The organism is Janthinobacterium sp. GMG2, assembly GCF_033949445.1.
Taxonomy (GTDB): Bacteria; Pseudomonadota; Gammaproteobacteria; order Burkholderiales; family Burkholderiaceae_D; genus Janthinobacterium; species Janthinobacterium aestuarii.
Genome location: NZ_JAXAWA010000001.1, coordinates 1072283 through 1092663, shown reverse-complemented (window position 1 = coordinate 1092663; position 20381 = coordinate 1072283). Strand labels below are relative to the sequence as shown.

The following is a 20381-nucleotide window of genomic DNA, read 5'->3' as shown; positions in this document are numbered from 1 at the left end:
CATTGCCAGGCTTTTTTGCATTGCAGACAACGGCAACTGCCGGTTTACCTGACCCAGCCCGCCTGGAACAGCAAACGCGTGCGCGACGCCGATTCGCTGGTCGGCACGCCGCCCACCGTCCGGTGCACCAGTTGCAGGTTCAGCAGCAAGCCGCCAGCCATGGCGCTCAGGCCCACGCCGATATCGCCCAGCTTGCGCGACGCGGCGACGCCGGCCGGCGCGGCGATGGACTTGGCCCAGCCATAGTCGGTGAAGATGCTGCCGCTCAGCTGTGCCGCGCCGCCGGTCACCAGCGGCCGGGCCAGTTCGGCACGCAGCAGCGCCGCATGGTCGCCGCTGAGTTCGCCGATCGGATACGCGGCCACGCCGCCGTCGCCGGAAACGCTCATGCGCTCGACGCCATCGAGGCTTTTATTGTTCAGCGACGCCTGCGCCTTGGCGCTGGTGGTCAGCAGGAATTGCGATGGCAGCACGCTGATGCGCGACGCCGCCAGATTCAGCTTGGCATAGCCGCCCTGCGTATCGGCGCCGGCCGCATCCAGCGCTTCGGCGGCCGCTTCCTTGAAGTGCAAACGGCCTACCGTCAGGCTGGCGCTGCTCTGGGTCAAGCCATCGAAGCCCAGGAAGGCGTGCGTGCGCCGGTCCGAAATATTGGCGCTGAGGCTGCTCAACTGCTTGCCCACCGAAGTGTTGGTGGCGCCGATCTCGTCCTTCAAGTCCTTGTAGGCCACGCCCAGGCCCGCTTCCACCGTATGGTCGCGCGTACGCTTGAGCGGCTTGCTGAGGATCAAGTCCACGCCATTCGAAGTGCCCGACGCGTCAAGCGCCGCATACACATCGCTGAGCTCGTAAGTGGTGCGGCTGAGCGCGCCTTCGAGACGGGTACCATCCGTACCCAGCAACGTCGAATACGCCAAGCGGCCATTCAGCAAGCCGCTGTGGCGGGTGGCCATGCCACTGGCCGACAGGCGGTCGCCACGGCCGCTGGGCGAATTCCAGTCGGCATTGAAGCGCAGCCGCTGCTTGCCCGTGTACGTAGAACCATAGTTATCCAGCAACACATAGCCGCCCCATGCGGGGGTGGCTTCCGTGCGGATGGCGAAATCCGAAGTGCCGACCTGTTCGCCAGGCATCACGTCGGCCTGCACCACCTTGACGCCGGGCGTGTCATTGATGATCAACATCGCCCGTTCCAGGGTATCGAGGGACACGATGTCGCGCCGCTTGGCTTCATCGAGCAAACCTTGCACGACACTATCTTGCACGCGCGAAGTATTGCTGAGGATAAATTTGCCATATTGGCCTTCCACCACGCGAATGACCAGCTTGCCATCGGTCAGCTCCTGCGCCGGAATATAGGCGCGTGCCACAAAGTAGCCGCTGGCACGGTAATGGCGCGTGATGCGGGTGGCCAGCTCTTCAAGCTGGGCTAGGGTCAGCGTCTGGCCCTGTGCCGGCGGCAGCAGCGCCAGCAGGGTAGCGCTGTCGATGACACGGTTACCTTCGAGCACAAACCGCGTCACCTTGACCTTGCCGGCGGCATCGCCGGGCAAGGCTTGCAGCGGCGGCGCGGCCGGCACGCCGCCCAGCGCTGGCAAGGATGGCGGCGGCGTCACCGGCGGCGTCACCGGCTGGCTCTGGCGCACGACGTCGCCGATGGTGGGTACTTGTTGCGCCTGCGCCATGGCGGTAGTGCCCAGAGCCAGGCCCAGCGCCAGCGACATGGCCGTGCGTTGGCATGCTGCCTTGCGGGCGGCGGAGACGGTGGCGTTACAGATAAGCATGCTCATTTATTGGGCCTTCACGACAAACAACAATTGGTCCACGCCATCGGGCAGCTTGACGCCGCCATTGACGATTTCCATCAAGGAATTGCGGCTGACGGGCAAGCGCAATGGCTGCGATCCGCCATTGCCCTGGGCGCCCGATGCCTGCAGCAAGCGCTGGGTCTGCGCCAGGGTGACGCCTTCGCTCATCTCGCCCGCGCCGGGGCTGTACAGCAAGCTCAGCGGTGCATTCGCGCCAAAGGTGGCGGCCGACGGCAAGGCGCTGCTGTTCACGGTGGCCGGCACGGCAACGAACGGCATCAAGTCGCTTTGCAGCGCCAGGCCGGCGTCGCGCAGAACCTCGTGCTTGGCGGGAACGCTGGTGCGCGATACTTCGGCGATGGTATTGGCCAAGTTCGCTTTGGGCGCTTCCGGGGTTACCGGTACTTCTGGTGTGACAGGAGTGACAGGCGTCACCGGCGTCACCGGGAGAATCTTCACGGTGCCGCTGGCACTGCCGCCGGCAAGCGTGTAGTTACTGTTGGACAAAGTCAAACCCGACACGTCGACGATACTCCGGTCACCGGCGTCCTTGGAAGATAATGTGGCCTTGCCGCCCAGGGTTGCGCTGTCGCCAGCCAGCACGCCGCGCAACTCCAGCAAGCCGGCGGCCGCATCGGCAGTGCTGTCAAAGTCCCGGCTCGCATTCGTGACGGCCGCCACGTTGATGGGCAAGGCCGTGATGGCCACGCTGCCGGCAGGAACCACGCCGTTCAAGGTGTAGTTCGCATTGTCCAGGCTCAAGGTGCCCAGGCCGCTGATGGCTTGCGCGCCGACGTCCTTGCCTGCCAGGATGGCACTGCCGCTGAGGCCAGCGCTGTCGCCCGCCAGCACGCCGTTCAGGCTCAGCAGGCCGGTGGCCGCATTGACGCTGCCGTCGTAGCGGCGCGTGGCGCCGTTCGCTGCATTCACACTGAGCGCGCGCGGCGTCACCTGCACGTTGCCTGTCGCCGTGGCGTCCGTCACCGTGTAGTTGCTGTTGCTCAAGGTCACGCCAGCCAGGCCCGCGATAGCTTGACTGCCGGCATCCTTGCCCGCCAGGTTCATGCTGCCGCCCAGCACCACGGTGTCGCCCGCGACCACATTGCTCACTTCCAGCAGGCCTGCGCCGGCATTGAGGCTGCCGTCATATTCCTTCTGCGCGCCACCGATGGCGGCCAGGTTGACGGGCAAGGCCGTGATGGCCACGCTGCCGGCAGGCAGCACGCCGTTCAAGGTGTAGTTCGCATTGTCCAGGCTGAGGGTGCCCAGGCCGCTGATGGCTTGCGCGCCGACGTCCTTGCCTGCCAGAACGGCATTGCCGCTCAGGCTGGCGCTGTCGCCCGCCAGCACGCCGCCCAGGTTCAGCAGGCCGGTGGCCGCATTGACGCTGCCGTCGTAGCGGCGCGTGGCGCCGTTCGCTGCATTCACGCTGAGTGCGCGCGGCGTCACCTGCACCGTACCGCTCGCCGTGGCGCCCGTCACCGTGTAGTTGCTGTTGCTTAAGGTCACGCCAGCGATGCCGCTGATGGATTGACTGCCGGCATCCTTGCCCGCCAGGTTCATGCTGCCGCCCAGCACCACGGTGTCGCCCGCGACCACATTGCTCACTTCCAGCAGGCCTGCGCCGGCATTGAGGCTGCCGTCATATTCCTTCTGCGCGCCACCGATGGCGGCCAGGTTGACGGGCAAGGCCGTGATGGCCACGCTGCCGCCAGGCAGCACGCCATTCAAGGTGTAGTTCGCATTGTCCAGGCTGAGGGTGCCCAGGCCGCTGATGGCTTGCGCGCCGACATTCTTGCCTGCCAGCACGGCATTGCCGCTCAGGCTGGCACTGTCGCCCGCCAGCACGCCGCCCAGGTTCAGCAGGCCGGAGGCCGCATTCACGCTGCCGTCGTAGCGGCGCGTGGCGCCGTTCGCTGCCTGCACGCTGAGCGCGCGCGGGCTTACCAGTACATTGGTGCCCAGGCTGGCTGGCGCGAACGTGTAATTGCTGTTGTCCAGAATCAAGTCACCATAGCCGGCCAGCGCCTGCGTGCCCGCATTGCGCGACGCCAGAGTGCCCGTGCCGCTCAGGTTGACGGTGTCGCCACCAAGCACATTCGTGATCTGCAGCAAGTTGGCGTTGAGCTTGTCGGTAGCGTCATATTCCCTGCCGCCCAGGCTGGCGAGATGCACTTCCAACGCGCTGATGGTCGCTGCCAGGTTGACGGTTGGCGTGGACAGGATGTAGTTGCTGGCCAGGCCCGCGTTGGCGCCGCTGCCGTCGCCCACCAACACGTTCGCCGTCACCGTGCGCGCGCCGGCATTGGCGCTATCAAAAGTACCGCTGGCCGACAGCGACAGGTTTTCGCCATTCACGAGGCCCACCAGGGTGCCGGCATTGATGCTGGCCGCGTTCGTGCGGTCATACGTCTTGTTGGCGGCGCCGATGCCGGCAATGGTCAGCACGGCTGGCGTGATCGACAAGGTACCCGTGCTGTAGGTGATCTCATAATCGCTCAGCTTGCCATAACCGGCGCCCAGGGTCGGCGCGAACAGGCCGGCGCCGTAGTTGAAGGTGCCGACTGAGGTTGTCGGCAGCAGGGCCGCGCTCCAGTCGATGCCGCTCACGCACGCCAGGTTGTTGTCGCAGCCGCTGACCGTCCAGCCGCCGACCAGCAGGGGATTGGCGCCGCCATAGTTTCTCGTCAGGGCCGGGTCGTTCAGCGTGATGGTGATCGGGTCGGTATAGCCAAACGTGCGCAAGACGGGATAGCCGTCATTGAGCGTTGCCTTGCGTCCCCATACCCCGCTGTGGAAGGTGAAATCCCAGCTGTTGGTGGTGAACAGATTGCTGTCTTGCATTTGCGCCGTGGTCTTGCCCGTGCCGTCGCCACTGCTGTTCTGCCCGCTGGTCTGCGTATCCCAGAAACTGTTGCTGACGCCGCCGATGCTGACACCCATCAAGCCGCCTACACCCACACCCGGGCTAGTCACCAGGCCGGTCGAATAACTCTTGTCGGCCGTGCCCAGATTGTTACCGATCAGACCGCCCACGTAGTTGCCGGAGGTAGAGACGGCGCCGCGGGCGTAGGTATTGACGACGTGGTTGCCATAATTACGGCCGATCAAGCCGCCCGCATTGTCGCCGGTAGCCGTCACTGCACCGCTCGCATAGCTGGTATTGATTTCATTGTCCGGCGTGGCAACGCCGCCCGAGGCGCTGCTCAGGCCAATCAAGCCGCCGACCGTGCTCGTGCCGGTGACGGCGCCGCTGGCGTAACTTCCGCTGACCTTGCCGTTATTGTTGTTGCCGACCAGGCCACCCGTATTCGTTGTGCCGGTCACTGTAGCGGTGGAGTAACTGCCGGTGATTCTGCCACTGTTGTTGTTGCCCGCCAGCCCCCCCGTGTCGCCCTTGCCTGTGATGGTGCCGCTGGCATGGCTGTCGACGATGTAGCCGTAATCGTTTTGCCCGACCAGTCCGCCAGTCCAGACGCCGGCCGTGTTCGTCACCGTGGCGTTGGCATAACTGTTGGCCACGGTGATCTGGTAAGCCAGGTACCCGGTCAGGCCACCGACATTATTGCCCTGCGAATTGACCGTGCCATCGAAGTGCACGCGGCTGGCCGTACCATCGAAGATCGCGCCGATCAGACCGCCCACATAGCCGCCTGGCCCCGTTACGGTGCCTGCGGCATAGCTGTTGTAGACGCGGCCCATGCTCAGTCCGGCCAAGGCCCCCACACCCTGGTTGGCATACACCACCGCATTCGACATCGCCACGTTGCGCACCGTGCCGTTGTTGGTGCCGAACAGGCCGACATAGCTGCCGGACGGCTGGTTGATGCGCAAGCCGCTGACGGTGTGGCCGAGGCCGTCGAACGTGCCGGAAAGGGACAGCGGCACAAAACCGGCGCCGGTGTTCCAGCCGCTGGTGGCGCTGGCGTCGATATTGCTGGCCAATGCATAGCGGCCGGCACCGCCACCATTGATGCCCTGCAAATCGAGGCTGGTGCTGCTGCCGGCGCTGCCCAGCGCATTGATCAGGGTGTAGCCGGCGCCATTGATCGCCAGCAACCCCGTGCCGGCGCGGTCAAAATCGATGCGGCCCTTGAAGACGCCCGCGTCATCGATACCCACCAGCACATTCTTGGCGACGTTAAACGTCAGGCTGCCGGGATTGAAGTTGTAGCCTGTCTTCATGTCCAGGGTCGAAGTGCCGGTAGCGCTCATGACGGCGTTGACATGGATGTCGCCATGCGCTTCCAGGGTCAGCTGGTTGGCGTTCCACGCCAGCGGCGCGTTCACATGGATATCGCCTGCCTCGCTGCCGCCCGTTTGCGTCTGGATAGTGACATTGCCGGCGGCCAGCGCCGTTTGCAGGGTATCGACGCCGATGCCGCTCGCCCCTTGCGCGGCGCTGCCGCTGCCGATCGTGAAATCGATGGGGTCGATCAGCCAGGAACCGCTGCGGCCCGCTGCCGCGCCGGTGTCGACGTGCGTGCCGTCGGCCACGCGCAGCACCGGTCCCGAAGTTTCGATGAAGCCGCCATTGCCGCCCTGCGGCGCACTGGCGTCGAGCTTGCCGGCCACCTCGACGGCGCCGCCCTCGCCCAGCAGGAAAATCCTCCCGGCATGTTCCTGAATGGTGCGCGCGCGCACTTCGCCCGTATTGTTGACAACAGTATTGAGCAAGCCGTCGGCGCCTTTCGCCGTCAGCACCACCAGGCCGCCATCGGCATGCACGGCATTGCCATTGGCCACCAGCGCGGCCAGCGCCGCCTCGTCGATGGCCACGCCGACCAGCGCGCCGCCGTCGAAAGTCAGGCTGACCTTGTTGCCGGCCGCCAGCGCCACCGTGCCCAGCCTGGCGCTGATCACGCCCTCATTGCGCACTTGCGCTCCCAGCAGCGCGATGTACCCGCCATCGTTGGCGTTCAAGCTGCCCAGATTGGTGACGGCGCCGCCCTTGCCGCTGAAGCTGGTCTTGCCGGCCAGGAAATCGGCATCGCCGAGATTGAGCGTACTGGCCACCAGGCCCGCCGTATCGACCCTGGCGCCCTTGCCGAACAGCACACCGTTGGGATTCAGGATGAACACCTGGCCATTCGCTTTGAGCGCGCCGTCGATCACGGAGCCTTCATTGCCCTTGATCCTGTTGAGCGTGACGGAGGCGGCATTCGGTTGGACGAAATTGACCTTGGCATCCTTGCCGATCGAAAAACTATTCCACTCGATGGCCGCCTTGCCCGTGGCTTGGGTCACGGTCATCGCCGCACCGCTTTGTCCTATGTGCGCCTGGCCGGCCGTCACCACGGCGCCGCTGGGCAAGGCCGTTGCGGCAAGGTCTGCCGCCTGCGCCGCACCTCCCAGCATCACGCCAGTCAACACGCTGGCCAGCAGCGCCCCCGTGGTGCCGGAGCGCTTGCCCCCGCTGCCGGCATTTTCTGCCACGACCATGACCGCGTTGCGGCGGTGGTTCCATACTGTACGGTGAATTCGGTTCATGTGATGCTCCGGAGTGACGTGACGTCATGATGTGCTTGCCAACGTTTTTCAGCGCGAGCAGGACCTCCAGTATTCTAGGGCGGGATGAATAAGTCGTTTCTATGGAATTATCACAACGTGCAATAAAGCAACACATTTGTGCGAGCCCAAAAAAAACACCACCCGAAGAAAAGGTGGTGTTTTTTTACTGACAGCCTGCAAAAAGGCGCTACCGGATATTCAGCGGCGCAAACGATTTGACCAGGTCGTCGAGCGCCTTCAATTGCGCCAGGAATGGTTCCAGCTGGTCCAGCGGCAAGGCGCTGGGGCCATCGCAGCGAGCGTTGTCGGGGTCAGGATGAGCTTCCAGGAACAGGCCGGCGATGCCGACGGCCAGGCCGGCGCGGGCCAGATCCGCCACTTGCTGGCGGCGGCCGCCCGAAGCGGCGCCACCGGGGTCGCGCTGCTGCAGCGCGTGCGTGACGTCGAAGATGATGGGCAAGTCGTCGCACGTCTTCTTCATGACGCCAAAGCCCAGCATGTCGACCACCAGGTTGTCGTAGCCGAGGCAGGTGCCGCGGTCGCACAGGATCAGCTGATCGTTGCCCGCTTCCTTGAATTTCTCGACGATATTGGCCATCTGGCCAGGGCTCAAAAATTGCGGCTTCTTGATGTTGATGACTTTGCCTGTTTTCGCCAGGGCCACGACGAGGTCCGTCTGGCGCGCGAGGAAAGCGGGCAGTTGCAGCACGTCGACCACTTCGGCCACCTGCTGCGCCTGCCATGGTTCATGCACGTCGGTAATCACGGGCACGCCGAACGCCGCCTTGACGTCCTGGAAGATGCGCATGCCTTCTTCCAGGCCCGGGCCGCGGTAGGAATGGATCGATGAACGGTTGGCCTTGTCGAAGCTGGCCTTGAACACATAGGGAATGCCCAGTTTTTGCGTCACGCGCACATATTCTTCGCAGGCGCGCATGGCAAGATCGCGCGATTCGAGCACGTTGATGCCGCCAAACAGCGCAAAGCTGCCCGTATTGCTGACGTCGATGCCATGGACTTTCACTGAGGTCATAGGGATTCCATATTGGTTAATTGTTACTACTTGCTTGGAAGAGGCGCAGCCAGCGGCTGGCGCGATAAGGCATCTTACTAGCTGGGGCGGCGCAGATCAAATTTGATCCAGCGCAAGGGCGCGGCAAACGGCGTGTCGCCAGGCCGCGACGGCCCCGCGAGGGCAGGCGCAAAGTGCCTTATAATCACGCTTTATCTCTACACTGATTCAGGAGCACAGATGGCCCGCACGATCCACTGCATCAAACTCAACAAGGAAGCCGAAGGATTGGATTTCCCGCCGTACCCGGGCGAACTGGGCAAGAAGATTTACGAATCCGTGTCGAAGGAAGCATGGGCTGCCTGGCTCAAGCACCAGACCATGCTGGTCAATGAAAACCGGCTGAACCTGGCCGACGCGCGCGCCCGCAAATACCTGGCCACGCAGATGGAAAAGCATTTCTTCGGCGATGGCGCCGATGCCGCCATGGGCTACGTGCCGCCAACGGAATAAGTTTTATCGCTTGCCCGTGACCACGTCACGGGCAGTTTCGCCTGCGTTTCACGCCCGCCTCCGCCGTTTCACGGCACCGCCTCCCCGTTTCGTCGCACACCGCTCGCCGCCCATGCCGCCGGCTGGCACAGTACGTCCATCGACAACCTCATTCCAAGGCGGACACCATGTTGCAGCAAATCTTCAGCCACACTCCCCTCTACGTCTGGGCCATCCTGGGCTTTCTCGTCTACCGGGGCGTGCTGGCCAGCCGCGCGCGCGAAGTGACCTTGCGCAAGCTGTGCATCATTCCCATGGTGATGCTGGCGCTGTCGCTGAGCGGCGTGCATGGCAGTTTCGGCTTCGATGGCGTGGCGCCGTTCGCCTGGGCAATCGGCGCCCTGGCCGGTGCAGCGCTGGCGTGGACGCTGACCGATGCGCGCAAGATCGTCGCCATTCCCGAACGGAGCAGCGTGCAGCGTCCCGGCAGCTGGGTGCCGTTGATCTTGATGATGAGTATCTTCTGCATGAAATATGCGGTGGCCGTGACCCTGGCCATCGCGCCAGCCTATGCCCACGCGACCGGCTTCACCGCACCTGTGTGCCTCGCCTATGGCTGCTTCAGCGGCCTCTTCATCGGCGGCTTGCTGCGCACTGTGGCCGTGTACCGGGCGGTGCAAATGGAAGGCTGGGGTCAGACCCGGCGGGTCTGACCCCGGATTTCTGCTGCGTATCAGTAGGCCAAAGTACGCACGCCTTCCGGCATGCCCAGCAGGCAGACATTCGCGCCGCGCACGGCGAACAGGCCGACGGCGATGACGCCGACGATCTGGTTGATCTGCTGTTCCAGCGCCACCGGGTCGGCAATTTTCAAGCCCAGCACGTCGATGATCTCGCCGCCGTTATCCGTAATGAACGCTTGATCGCTGCCAGCCTTCAGGCGCAAGCGGGGCGTGCCGCCCAGCGCGGCCAGCTGACGCGAGACGGCGGCGCGCGCCATCGGCACCACTTCCACCGGCAGCGGGAAGGCGCCCAGGGTTTCCACCAGCTTGGAGCCGTCGGCGATGCAGACGAACTGTTTCGCGACGGAGGCAACGATCTTTTCACGCGTCAATGCCGCGCCGCCGCCCTTGATCATGGCGCCGCTGGCCGTGATTTCATCGGCGCCGTCGATGTAGACGGCGATCGATTCGACGTCGTTCAAGTCGAAGACGGGAATGCCATGGCCTGCCAGGCGCGCGGCCGTCGCTTCGGACGACGCGACCGTCCCCTTGATACGGTCCTTGATCTTGGCCAGTTCATCGATGAAAAAGTTGGCGGTGGAACCGGTGCCGACACCGATGATTTCACCGTCCACCACATAGTTAATGGCGGCGCGGGCTACGGCTTGCTTCAATTCGTCTTGGGTCATGGCAAAAAAAGGCTAAAGTGGGGAATGCCGCTATTTTAACGGATTGCCAGCCCGGCCAGCCGGCCATGATGACGGGCCATGCGATGGAATACAACAGCCAAGCTGGAAACCTTTGCCCCAGGGCAATTCCCAGCCAATTACTCTCTATGCACTCTAAAATATGCGAAAATGGCACGATTGCCCGATATGACGTTCCAGGAATAGCACATGAATCACAGTAAACAGGTACTTGTTGTCGATGACAGCCGGGTTTCACGTTTGATGTCGCATCAGTTCATCCTCAGCAAACATGCCGACTGGCAAGTGATTGAGGCGGCGACCGGTGAAGAAGCCCTGGAAAAAGTCAAGACCATCAGCCCTGTGCTGATATTACTGGATGTCAACATGCCCGGCATGGGCGGCGTGGCGGCGGCGGAACAATTGCGCGCGCTGTGCCCGCAAACGCACATCATTCTCGTCACGGCCAACGTGCAAAACGCCATCCGCAACCGCGCCACTGAGCTCGGCGTCGGCTTCATGGAAAAACCGATCACGGAAACGCGCATCCACCAGCTGATCGCGTCACTGGGACTGTGAGCATGGTCAATCTCTCCGAACTCGAAAACGATGCCCTCGTAGAGATATTCAACATCGGGGTGGGCCATGCGGCCGCCGCGATGAGCGAAATCGTCAATGAAGAAGTCACCATGTCGGTGCCGTCGATCACCTTCCTGAACCGTGCCGACGCGGCTGCGTTGCTGGGCAGCAAGAAGGATGGCGAACGCATCTGTGGCGTCAGCCAGCATTACGATGGCGCCTTCGCCACCGAAGCCATATTGATGTTCCCCGAGGACAAGAGCCTGGAAATCGTGCGCCTGATGGTGGGCGACGCCATGCCGCTGCAGGAACTGACGGAAATGGAACAGGAGGCGATGAGCGAAATCGGCAACATCATCCTCAATTCCTGCGTGGGAACTTTGGCCAACCTGTTCGACAGTGAACTGCATGGCTCGCTGCCCCTGTACCACGTGGGCACCAGCGCGGAAATCCTGTCCTCGTTCGGCGGCGACGATGACGACGCCGTCGTGCTGATGCTGCATATCGACTTCGTGCTGTCCAAGCACCAGATCCACGGTTATGTGGCATTCGTGCTCGACCTGTCCGCCTTGCACGACCTGAAGCAGCAGGTCAGCCGCTATCTGGCCAAGGTCCTGGGACAGGCGTGACGATCATGCCGGAGGCCTTGCACCGACTCGCCCTGCTCGAGAGCATACTCGGCGCCGTCAACCTGGGCGCCATCGTGCTCGACGAACAGCACCGCATCGTGCTGTGGAACCACTGGATGGCGCGCCACTCGGCGTGCCAGGCCGACGCCGTGCTGGGCCAGGATTTCTTTGCCGTCTATCCTGAACTGCGCCACAAGCGCATAGCCTCGGCCATCACCCAGGCCCTGCGCGACAATTTCCAGTCGCTGCTGTCGCAAACCCTGCACAAGGCGCCATTCCCCCTGTACACGCATGGCGCGGCCGAAGGCCGGGAGCGCATGCAGCAGGCGATTGCCGTCACGCCGATCAATTTGCCCGGTTCGCCGCGCCACTGCCTGATCCAGATCAATGATGTGACCATCGCCGTGGGCCGCGAAAAGCTGCTGCGCGAACAAACCATGGTGTTGCGTTCACAAACCTTTGCCGACGGCTTGACGGGCATCGCCAACCGCCGCCACTTCGACGTGGCGATCGAAAAGGAAATGCGGCGCGCCATGCGCACGGGCAGCCCCCTGTCGCTGCTGATGATCGACATCGACCATTTCAAGGATTACAACGACCATTACGGTCACCAGCAAGGTGATGATTGCCTGATACGAGTGGCGGCCGAACTGGCCGCCATGCTGCAGCGCCCCACCGACTTGCTGGCGCGCTATGGCGGCGAGGAATTTGCCGCCATCCTGCCCGACACGGACGCGGCGCAGGCGCTGCGCATGGCCGAGGCGATCCGCGAACGGGCGGCCGGGCTGCGCATTCCGCATGCCAAGACGGGCAATGAGGTCAAGCACATTACGGTCAGCATCGGCATCGCCACCCAGCACCCGCAGCAGCAGCCGACCATCGCCGCCCTGATCGGCGCCGCCGACCGCGCCCTGTACCTGGCCAAGGGCGCGGGGCGCAACCGCGTGATGGTGCAGCCGCTATAAAAAAAGCAACGCCGGACAAAGGATTCCAGTAGACATCTTTACGGCGTGTGCGTAGACTCGTCAGTGATTGCAGCAACAACAACAAGAATTTATCTGTGGTATCTATCCCTGCGCATGGCTCACCATGCGGGACACGGCCAGGAGCGCTTGTGAAACTCGATCCTCCCCTCAAATCCGGCTTGCCGGGTGCTGGCATGGATACGACCATGGTGAACGGCATGCGCCTGCTGCTGTCGAGCGCCACCTTGCTGACCCTGTTCATCGATCCCGAAAGCGCCGGCAAGCTGAGCAAGATTACCTGGCTGATCTTTTCCGCCTACACCATGCACAGCCTGCTGCTCTACGTGCTGGCCGTGCTGGGCCTCAGCCTGCCCCAGGATATCTTGCTGTACTGGCTCGACGTGGCCTGGTATGCGCTGATCGTGTTTTCCACCAGCAGCCACAACACTTTATTCTTCCTGTTTTTTTTCTTTGCCATCCTGACCTCGTCGTTCCAGCGTGGCTTCGAGGAAGGCGCGCGCGTCACCCTCGCTTCGGCCGGCCTGTTCGCCGCGACTGCCCTGTTCGGCGAAACGGATGCGGAACTGTCGCGCCTGCTGCTGCGCACCACCTTCCTGCTGGCGCTCGGCTACATGATCGCCTACTGGGGCGGTTCGGCCATCACGCAGCGCAGCCACCTGGCGCTGCTGCGCGATGTCAGCCAGCTGTCCAATCCGCGCTTCGGCGTCGACCAGACCATTACCTCGGTGCTGGAAAAAACCCGCAGTTATTTCAACGGCCGCAGCTGCCTGCTGATCATGCAGGACAAGGGCACGCGGGTCTGGTCGCTGCGCAGCGTGCTGCAAACGGCAACGGGCGTCGTACACACCAGCTCGCTCCTCAGCGACGACGCGGCCAGTCCCCTGCTCGCTTTCCCGCACGATAAAATCGCGCTGTACAACCAGCCCGCCGGCCCCTGGCTGCCGTGGATAGGCGGCGCGCGCATGCTCGAGCCCGACAGCGGACGCTGGCTGCGGCATGACGACGCGGCGGGCGCCCGCCTGGCCGAGCTGCTCGAAGCGCACGCCTTCATCAGCGCGCCGCTGCCCCTGCGCAATGGCAAAGGCCGCATCTTTATCGTCTCCGCCACCAGCATGAGCAAGACGGACGCCCTGTTTCTCAGCCATATCGGCGCGCAGGCGTTTCCCGTCATCGAAAACATCAACCTGCTCGACCGGCTGGCGTCGCAGGCGGCCTCGCGCGAACGCGAAAAGATCGCGCGCGACCTGCATGACACGGCCGTGCAGCCGTATATCGGCTTGCGCCACGGCCTGGCCGCCTTGCGCAACGAAGCCACGCCGGGCAATCCGCTGCTGCCGGAACTGGAAAAACTGATCATCATGTCGGGCCAGGTGATCGCCGACCTGCGCAGCTACGCGCGCACGTTCAAGAACGGGCAAGTGCAAAGCGAGCCGGAACTGCTGGTGGCGCTGCGCCGCCAGGCCACGCAGATCCGCGAATTCTATGGCATCGACATCGCCCTGCAGATCGAAGGCGACCTGCACATCAACGACCGCCTGGCGGCCGAGGTGTTCCAGATCGTCAACGAGGGCATGAGCAATATCCGCAAGCATACGTCGGCGCGCCACGGCGCCGTCAAGCTGACCTGCGTGCAGGGCGCGCTGCACATCAGCATCGACAACGAATGCGCCGCCGCGCACGTCCCCGATTTCCTGCCCGACTCGCTGGCCGAGCGCGCCGCCGCCCTCGGCGGCACGGCCCGCGTCACGCATGGCATGCTGGGCAACACCTCCGTGCAGATCGAGATCCCCATATGAATGACTTACGCCACATGCCACCGGCCAGCCATGTCATCAGCGTCATGCTGGTGGACGATCACAAGACCATGCTGTGGGGCCTGGAGCGGCTGATCGGCGGTGAGCACTCGGGCATGCGCGTGGTCGCCACGGCCTCCGACGGCACCGAGGCGCTGGAGCAGGCAAAAGCGTTGCAACCCGATGTGATCGTGCTGGACCTGGACCTGGGCGGCATCAGCTCGCTGTCCATCCTGCCCGCGCTGGCGCAGAGCGGCGGCACGCGCGTGCTGGTGCTGACGGCCAGCCACGACCAGGCCGTCCTGGACCAGACGGTGCTCAAGGGCGCGCGCGGCATCGTCAGCAAGGATGCGCCGGCGGAGATGGTCCTGAAGGCCATCGAAAAGGTCTACCAGGGCGAGCTGTGGCTGGAACACGCGATACTGGGACGCATGCTGACGCAGCTGACCCAGCCCGGTGGCGGCTCGGCGCAAGCGATCGCCATCGCCAGCCTGACCCTCAAGGAAAGAAAGATCATCGCCGCGCTGGTGCACGGCAGCGGCACGCCGGCCAAGCTGCTGGCGGACCAGCTGTTCATCTCCGAACACACCTTGCGCAATCACCTGACGTCGATCTACCGCAAGCTGGGCGTGTACAACCGCCTGGAACTGTACGCCTACGCCACCAAGCACCAGCTGGGCCAATTGCCGCCCGGCGCCTGAGTCCGCCGTCCCCCGCGCGGCCACGGCCGCGCACACCCTTCCCGCCTCCCCTGCGCCAGCCTTCGAAACGGCCTGCGCCCCTGCGCCCGCCTGCGCGCCAGACTCGACCATGACAATTGTCACGAAAAAAACAAGCAGTTCCTCCTTGCAATAAAAGGATGTTCTTCTGATGTAGATCAAGGTGCCAACTTCTATAGTGGATTTACCGGAGTGCAAATCACCGCACGGCCCACCACGACACGGAGCACAGCATGCGCCTTGACAAGTATCTTCCGACAGCCCTGATCACCTATTTGCAGGGCAAGGAAAAGGCTGCGTTCTACCGCTATGCCCTGGTGGCGGCCCTCATGGCGGTGGTATGCATCATCGGACTGCTGGCACTGGGCGAAAGCCCATGAGAACGCCAGGTCGTAGCAGCAGGAAGCAACACCGTCATGCCGTTTCATCCACCGCCGTACCTTAACCACACCAGGAGTTGTCATGAACCTCATCAAAAACTTTATCCGCGAAGAAGATGGCGTCACCGCAATCGAGTACGGCCTGATCGCTGCCCTGATTGCCGTCGTGATCATCGCCGCCATCACCATCGTCGGCACGCAGCTGAAAAAAACCTTCAGCACCATCGGCACCAAGCTCACCGCTGCGAACTGATGCGGTGCTGTCCGGACCGGCCCTGCGCCGGCCCGGACTACGCTTTCCAGTCTCCCCCGGCACACCCACCTTGACGACGCATAGCGAGGCCCATCGTGAAATCTCTCTTCAGCCGTGTATCCGACGAGTCCGCCGTCACAGCGATCGAATACGCGCTGCTGGCGGGCCTGATCGCGGTCGTGCTGGTCATCACGATCACCGTGCTTGGCGACCAGGTCAAGCTGCTGTTTGTCTACGTCAAGGACCAAGTGGTCCTGGCCCTGTCATGAATACCCTGCGCCTCTCGCTGCGCACCCACCGCGCCCTGCTGCTGATCGTGCTGCCGTACGCCGCCGCGGCGATGCTGCTGGCCGGCGGCCTGCCCAGCGCAGCGGACATCCTCAACGTGCTGGCCGGCTTCCTCGTGGCCATCCTCACGGGCCCCGTCTTCATCCTGTGCGGCTACACCATCCACGTCATGGTGATGAAACGCCCGCACCGCCTGTGCCATTATCTGTACCACGATCTGCGCCGCTACCTGAGCAACGAGCGCCTGCTGCACGCGCTGCCGGCCATGCTGCTGATCCCCGTCTTCGCGTCCAGCTTCACCGTCATCAAGGGCGCCATCCCGCGCCTGCACCCCTACACCTGGGATGCCACCCTGTCCGCCTGGGACGTCGCGCTGCATGGCGGCATGGCGCCGTGGGAAAGGCTGCAGCCGCTGCTGGGCCACCCGCTCGTCACGGGCTTGCTCAACTTCAGCTACCACTTCTGGTTCTTCCTGTTCTACGCCATCCTGTACTGGCTCATCCTCGACACCCGGCGCCCGCTGCTGCGCATGCAGTTCCTGCTCAGCTTTGCGCTGACGTGGATCGTCCTGGGCAGCATCATGGCCGTGCTGTTTGCCTCGGTCGGCCCCTGCTACTACGGCCACCTGCACGCCAGCGACCCGTATGCGCCGCTGATGGCTTACCTGCATGAGGCCAACGGGCACGTCCCCGTCTGGGCCCTGCAGGTGCAGGAGATGCTGTGGCAAGGCTATCAAAGCAAGGGCGCGAACGGTGAGCTGGGCATCTCCGCCATGCCCAGCATGCATGTGGCCACGGCCGTGCTGATGGCCATCGTGGGCTGGAACGTCAACCGCGCCGCCGGGATCGCCCTGTCCGCCTTCGCCGTGCTGATCCTGCTCGGCTCCATCCACCTGGGCTGGCACTATGCGCTCGACGGCTATGTCGGCGCGGCCGGCGCGGCGCTCGTGTGGCACCTGGTGGGACGGCTGCTGGGCAGCCAGGCCGCGGCGCCGGCCGTGCACATGGCCACGGCGCCCTGCATGGGCAAGGAAGGACTGACATCATGAACGCCCACCTGCCCATGCTGCTGTGCCTGGCCGTGCTGGCCACCCTGCTCGCTGCCGCCCTGTGGCACGACCTGCGCACGCGCCGCATCCCGAACCGGCTGGTGCTGTGGGGCACCCTGGCGGGACTGATCCTGAACAGCTTCGTGCCATCGGGCGCCGGCCTGTTCGACGCGGCCTTCGGCGGCCTGGGACTGCTGCAGGCGCTGGCCGGCGCCGCCGCCGGACTGGCCCTGCTGCTGCCCATGTATCTGCTGCGCGCCCTGGGCGCCGGCGACGTCAAGCTGATGGCCATGTGCGGCGCCTTCCTCGGCCCCGACGCCGTGCTCGAAGCGGCCCTGCTGACCTTCCTGTGCGGCGGCGTGCTGGCCCTGGCCGCCGCGCTGGTGGGACAGCGCCTGCGCCAGGTGCTGAAAAACACCTACCACATGATGCTGGGCGCGCTGCTGCACAGCCTTGCCGGCGGCGCCGCCACGATCGCCGAACCGCCGCCCGCCACCGGCAAGCTGGCCTACGCCTTCGCCATTGCCAGCGGCACCCTGCTGCAGGTATTCCTGCACTACACCCACCTGTGGAGCTTGCGCTGAAACGCGCCGCTCCGACGACCAGCCACCATAGGAACTGACCATGGACACCCTCGCCACCTTCTGCCACTCGCGCCACGCCAGCCTGCTCACCAGCATCGCCATGGCTTGCCTGTGGGCGTTCTTCGCCAGTGCCCACGTGGTCGGTTATCTGCACAGCGGCGACTGGAGCTATCTGCTGTTCTGCGTCGCCGAAACCCTGGCCGCCCTGTTCTTCATCGTGCGTTCGGCCCCCGTCAGCGTTTCCACCGATGCGGGCGACTGGCTGCTGGCCATCGGCGCCACCTTCGCCCCCTTCCTCTTCGCGCCAGCCGACATGGCCATCTGGCCAGGCGCGCGCTACCTGCTGGCCGTCGGCAGCCTGCTGCAGATCGCCGGCCTGCTGTCGCTGAACCGCAGCTTCGGCCTGGTGGCGGCGCAGCGCGAGATCAAGACGGGCGGCGTCTACCGCGTGGTACGCCATCCGCTGTATGCCAGCTACCTGATTTCCCTGAGCGGCTACCTGCTGGCCAATACCTCGCTCGCCAACACCATCATCTATGTGGCGACGATGACGATGATGGTGATGCGCCTGCTGCGCGAAGAGCGCTTCCTGTCCACCGACGTGCGCTATCGCGTCTACATGCGCCAGGTGAAGTACCGCCTGCTGCCCTTCATTTTCTGATATCCGGCCACCCGAGCGAGGAGCATCCATCATGCCTGACACCTATCCAGAACGCAGCGACGGCGGCGGCGTCGAACCGGCCGCCAAGCGCGCGCCACGCACGGTCGAGGAAACGGGATTGCCCTTCCTGTTCCTCGTCGAACTGCTGGTCAAGATACTCTTCCAGCGCGGCCAGATCGGCCTGCCCGCCCTGTCGACGCACGTGAAACTGGGCGCCGGCGTGCTCGAGCCGCTGCTCACTTTCATGCGCGCCGAAAAACTGTGCGAAGCGCGCCGCAACGGCGGCAGCGGCACCGACGCCGACCTGTCTTATCTGCTGGGCGACCAGGGCCGCCTGCGCGCCGCCGAGTACATGCGCCGCAATGCCTACAGCGGTCCCGCTCCCGTCACCCTGGCCGATTACAGCAACCAGGTGCTGGCGCAAAGCGTGGCGGACATGCAGGTCACCCGCGACGACGTGCAGCGCGAATTTCGCAACGTGGTGGCCAGTTCGGCCGTGCTCGACCAGCTGGGCGCGGCCATGAATTCCGGACGCGCCCTGTTCTTCCACGGCCCCGCCGGCAGCGGCAAGAGCTACCTGGCCGAGCGCCTGAACGGCCTGCTCAGCGGCGCCATCGCCCTGCCCCATGCCGTGATGGTCGACGGCGAAGTGCTGCCCTTCCTCGACCCCATGCTGCACACCGTGTCGCACGGCGGCCCCGTGCCATCCGACCCGCGCTGGGTGCGCGCCGAACGTCCCGCCGTGCTGACGGGCGGGGAGCTGACGCTCGACATGCTGGACCTGCAATTCGACCAGGGCACGCGTTTGTACCAGGCGCCGCCGCACCTGAAGGCCAACAACGGCATCTTCATCATCGACGACCTGGGCCGCCAGCGCTGCTCGCCCGTGGAGCTGATGAACCGCTGGATCGTGCCGATGGCGCGCCACATCGATTACCTGTCGCTGCACACGGGCTACAAGTTCCCCGTGCCCTTCGACGTCATCGTCGTGTTCTCGTCGAACCTGGCGCCGCAGCACCTGGCCGACGATTCCTTCCTGCGCCGCATCGGCTACAAGATCCATGTGGGACCCCTGACCGCCTACCACTACCTGGCCGTGTTCCGCAGCACCTGCGCCCAGCTGGGCATCAATTTCGACGAAGCCTCCTACACCTATCTGCTGCACCTGCACAGCCAGTACGGGCGGCCCTTGCTGGCCTGCTATCCACGCGACATCCTCGCGCAGATCTGCGACCAGGCGCGCTATGAAGACCACGCGGCGCAGCTGTCGCCGGAAGGGCTGCTGTGGGCATGGAAAAACTATTTCGGCAGCGATGACGACCTTGCAAGCACACATAACGGACCGGAAGCGGTCCAGCACAAAGGGGAAGCAAAATGAGAAACGCACGCGCTCTGACGATGATGGCCATTGCGGTCATCCTGGCGTTCGCCGCGGTCATCGTGGCCGCGCGCTGGATCAATGCCCAAGCCTCGGGCAACATCAACAAGGTGGCCGTGGCCCAGGTCGACATCAGCCTGGGCGCGCGCCTGACGCCCGACATGGTGCGCATGGTGGACTGGCCATCGAACGCGCTGCCGCCCGGCGCCATCAACGATCCGAAACTGCTGGAAACGCGCGTCACGCGCACCAGCATCCAGCACGGCGAACCGATCATGGAAGGCAAGCTGGCGCCTCCCGGCACGCAAGGCGGCCTGTCGGCCGTCGTCGCCGAGGGCAAGCGCGCCATGACCGTGCGCGTCAACGATGTGGTGGGCGTGGCCGGCTTCGCCCTGCCCGGCAACTTCGTCGACATCCTCGTCAATACCCAGGGCGAAGGAGCCCGCAAGACGCCGGACCGCGATCCGAACATTTCCAAGATCGTGCTCGAACGCATCCTCGTGCTGGCCATCGCCCAGGAATCGAGCCGCGACGACACCAAGCCCAAGGTGGTCAACGCCGTGACCCTGGAGCTGACGCCGGACCAGGCGGAAAAACTCGACCTGGCACGCAGCGTGGGCACCCTGTCGCTGGTGCTGCGCAACCAGATCGAGGACAAACCCGTCAACACGGAAGGCGCCACCAAGTCCAGCCTGCTCGATGAAAAAATCGCCATGGCAGCCCCCGCCGCCATGGTGCAAGCCAAGCCGCTGCCACGCCGCCGTCCCGCCGCCGCCCCCGCGCCAACGGCCGGTCCAAAGGTCGATGTCATCAAGGGGCTGGAACGCAGCTCCCAACAATTCTAACCTGCAC

Annotated in this window: 19 protein-coding genes; 15 read left to right on the top strand and 4 right to left on the bottom strand. The window is 64.3% G+C overall.

What is annotated here, in order from left to right; translation table 11 throughout:
* Window positions 1–44: 44 nt before the first annotated feature.
* The 3 genes from SKZ59_RS04930 to kdsA form a co-directional block, all read right to left on the bottom strand.
* Window positions 45–1784, bottom strand: coding sequence for a ShlB/FhaC/HecB family hemolysin secretion/activation protein (locus tag SKZ59_RS04930; RefSeq protein WP_319990969.1), 1740 nt, complete (start codon window positions 1782–1784; stop codon window positions 45–47).
* A 6-nt stretch (window positions 1785–1790) separates the two neighbouring features.
* Complete coding sequence (locus tag SKZ59_RS04925; protein WP_319990968.1) at window positions 1791–7298, bottom strand: beta strand repeat-containing protein; 5508 nt, start codon at window positions 7296–7298, stop codon at window positions 1791–1793.
* A 208-nt stretch (window positions 7299–7506) separates the two neighbouring features.
* Window positions 7507–8352 carry a 3-deoxy-8-phosphooctulonate synthase gene (gene kdsA, locus SKZ59_RS04920; RefSeq protein ID WP_128142254.1) on the bottom strand — a complete coding sequence of 282 codons (846 nt, stop codon included), beginning with the start codon at window positions 8350–8352 and terminating at the stop codon, window positions 7507–7509.
* 219 nt (window positions 8353–8571) lie between these two features.
* Between kdsA and SKZ59_RS04915 the strand changes: the two genes are divergently transcribed.
* Both SKZ59_RS04915 and SKZ59_RS04910 read left to right on the top strand, forming a co-directional pair.
* A complete protein-coding gene (locus SKZ59_RS04915) occupies window positions 8572–8844 on the top strand; it encodes an oxidative damage protection protein (RefSeq protein WP_034750797.1) in 273 nt (90 codons plus the stop codon).
* 167 nt (window positions 8845–9011) lie between these two features.
* Entirely contained in the window at window positions 9012–9536 is a 525-nt protein-coding gene (locus SKZ59_RS04910) for a DUF6622 family protein (RefSeq protein WP_070303476.1), read from the top strand.
* A gap of 20 nt (window positions 9537–9556) precedes the next feature.
* Here SKZ59_RS04910 and rpiA read toward each other — a convergent pair whose 3' ends face one another.
* Window positions 9557–10234 (bottom strand): ribose-5-phosphate isomerase RpiA, encoded by a 678-nt coding sequence (gene rpiA / locus SKZ59_RS04905; RefSeq protein WP_034750801.1) that lies wholly within the window; start codon window positions 10232–10234, stop codon window positions 9557–9559.
* A gap of 207 nt (window positions 10235–10441) precedes the next feature.
* Here rpiA and SKZ59_RS04900 point away from each other — a divergent pair, with 207 nt between their 5' ends.
* From SKZ59_RS04900 to cpaB, 13 genes are all read left to right on the top strand, one after another.
* On the top strand, window positions 10442–10810 hold the full coding sequence (locus SKZ59_RS04900) for a response regulator (RefSeq protein ID WP_070303475.1): 369 nt from the start codon (window positions 10442–10444) through the stop codon (window positions 10808–10810).
* Window positions 10811–10812: 2 nt separating this feature from the next.
* Window positions 10813–11439 carry a chemotaxis protein CheC gene (locus tag SKZ59_RS04895; protein ID WP_034750807.1) on the top strand — a complete coding sequence of 209 codons (627 nt, stop codon included), beginning with the start codon at window positions 10813–10815 and terminating at the stop codon, window positions 11437–11439.
* Between the two features lie 5 nt (window positions 11440–11444).
* Window positions 11445–12404 carry a sensor domain-containing diguanylate cyclase gene (locus SKZ59_RS04890; protein ID WP_034750954.1) on the top strand — a complete coding sequence of 320 codons (960 nt, stop codon included), beginning with the start codon at window positions 11445–11447 and terminating at the stop codon, window positions 12402–12404.
* Window positions 12405–12553: 149 nt separating this feature from the next.
* Window positions 12554–14221, top strand: a complete 1668-nt coding sequence (locus SKZ59_RS04885; protein WP_139143401.1) for a sensor histidine kinase — start codon at window positions 12554–12556, stop codon at window positions 14219–14221.
* Window positions 14218–14919: a response regulator gene (locus SKZ59_RS04880; protein WP_235194204.1), complete on the top strand. Its 702-nt coding sequence runs from the start codon at window positions 14218–14220 to the stop codon at window positions 14917–14919. The genes SKZ59_RS04885 and SKZ59_RS04880 overlap by 4 nt, the downstream gene beginning before the upstream one ends.
* A 251-nt stretch (window positions 14920–15170) precedes the next feature.
* A complete protein-coding gene (locus tag SKZ59_RS04875; RefSeq protein ID WP_161781479.1) occupies window positions 15171–15317 on the top strand; it encodes a hypothetical protein in 147 nt (48 codons plus the stop codon).
* Between the two features lie 82 nt (window positions 15318–15399).
* Window positions 15400–15570 (top strand): Flp family type IVb pilin, encoded by a 171-nt coding sequence (locus SKZ59_RS04870; protein ID WP_070303472.1) that lies wholly within the window; start codon window positions 15400–15402, stop codon window positions 15568–15570.
* 95 nt (window positions 15571–15665) lie between these two features.
* Entirely contained in the window at window positions 15666–15839 is a 174-nt protein-coding gene (locus SKZ59_RS04865) for a Flp family type IVb pilin (RefSeq protein WP_080698528.1), read from the top strand.
* Window positions 15836–16906, top strand: coding sequence for a phosphatase PAP2 family protein (locus tag SKZ59_RS04860; RefSeq protein WP_319990967.1), 1071 nt, complete (start codon window positions 15836–15838; stop codon window positions 16904–16906). The genes SKZ59_RS04865 and SKZ59_RS04860 overlap by 4 nt, the downstream gene beginning before the upstream one ends.
* Window positions 16903–17490: a prepilin peptidase gene (locus SKZ59_RS04855; RefSeq protein ID WP_051991107.1), complete on the top strand. Its 588-nt coding sequence runs from the start codon at window positions 16903–16905 to the stop codon at window positions 17488–17490. The genes SKZ59_RS04860 and SKZ59_RS04855 overlap by 4 nt, the downstream gene beginning before the upstream one ends.
* Before the next feature lie 40 nt (window positions 17491–17530).
* Window positions 17531–18151: a methyltransferase family protein gene (locus SKZ59_RS04850; protein WP_034750813.1), complete on the top strand. Its 621-nt coding sequence runs from the start codon at window positions 17531–17533 to the stop codon at window positions 18149–18151.
* 31 nt (window positions 18152–18182) lie between these two features.
* Window positions 18183–19529, top strand: coding sequence for an ATP-binding protein (locus SKZ59_RS04845; RefSeq protein ID WP_319990966.1), 1347 nt, complete (start codon window positions 18183–18185; stop codon window positions 19527–19529).
* Entirely contained in the window at window positions 19526–20374 is an 849-nt protein-coding gene (gene cpaB / locus SKZ59_RS04840) for a Flp pilus assembly protein CpaB (protein WP_319990965.1), read from the top strand. The genes SKZ59_RS04845 and cpaB overlap by 4 nt, the downstream gene beginning before the upstream one ends.
* Window positions 20375–20381: the final 7 nt, after the last annotated feature.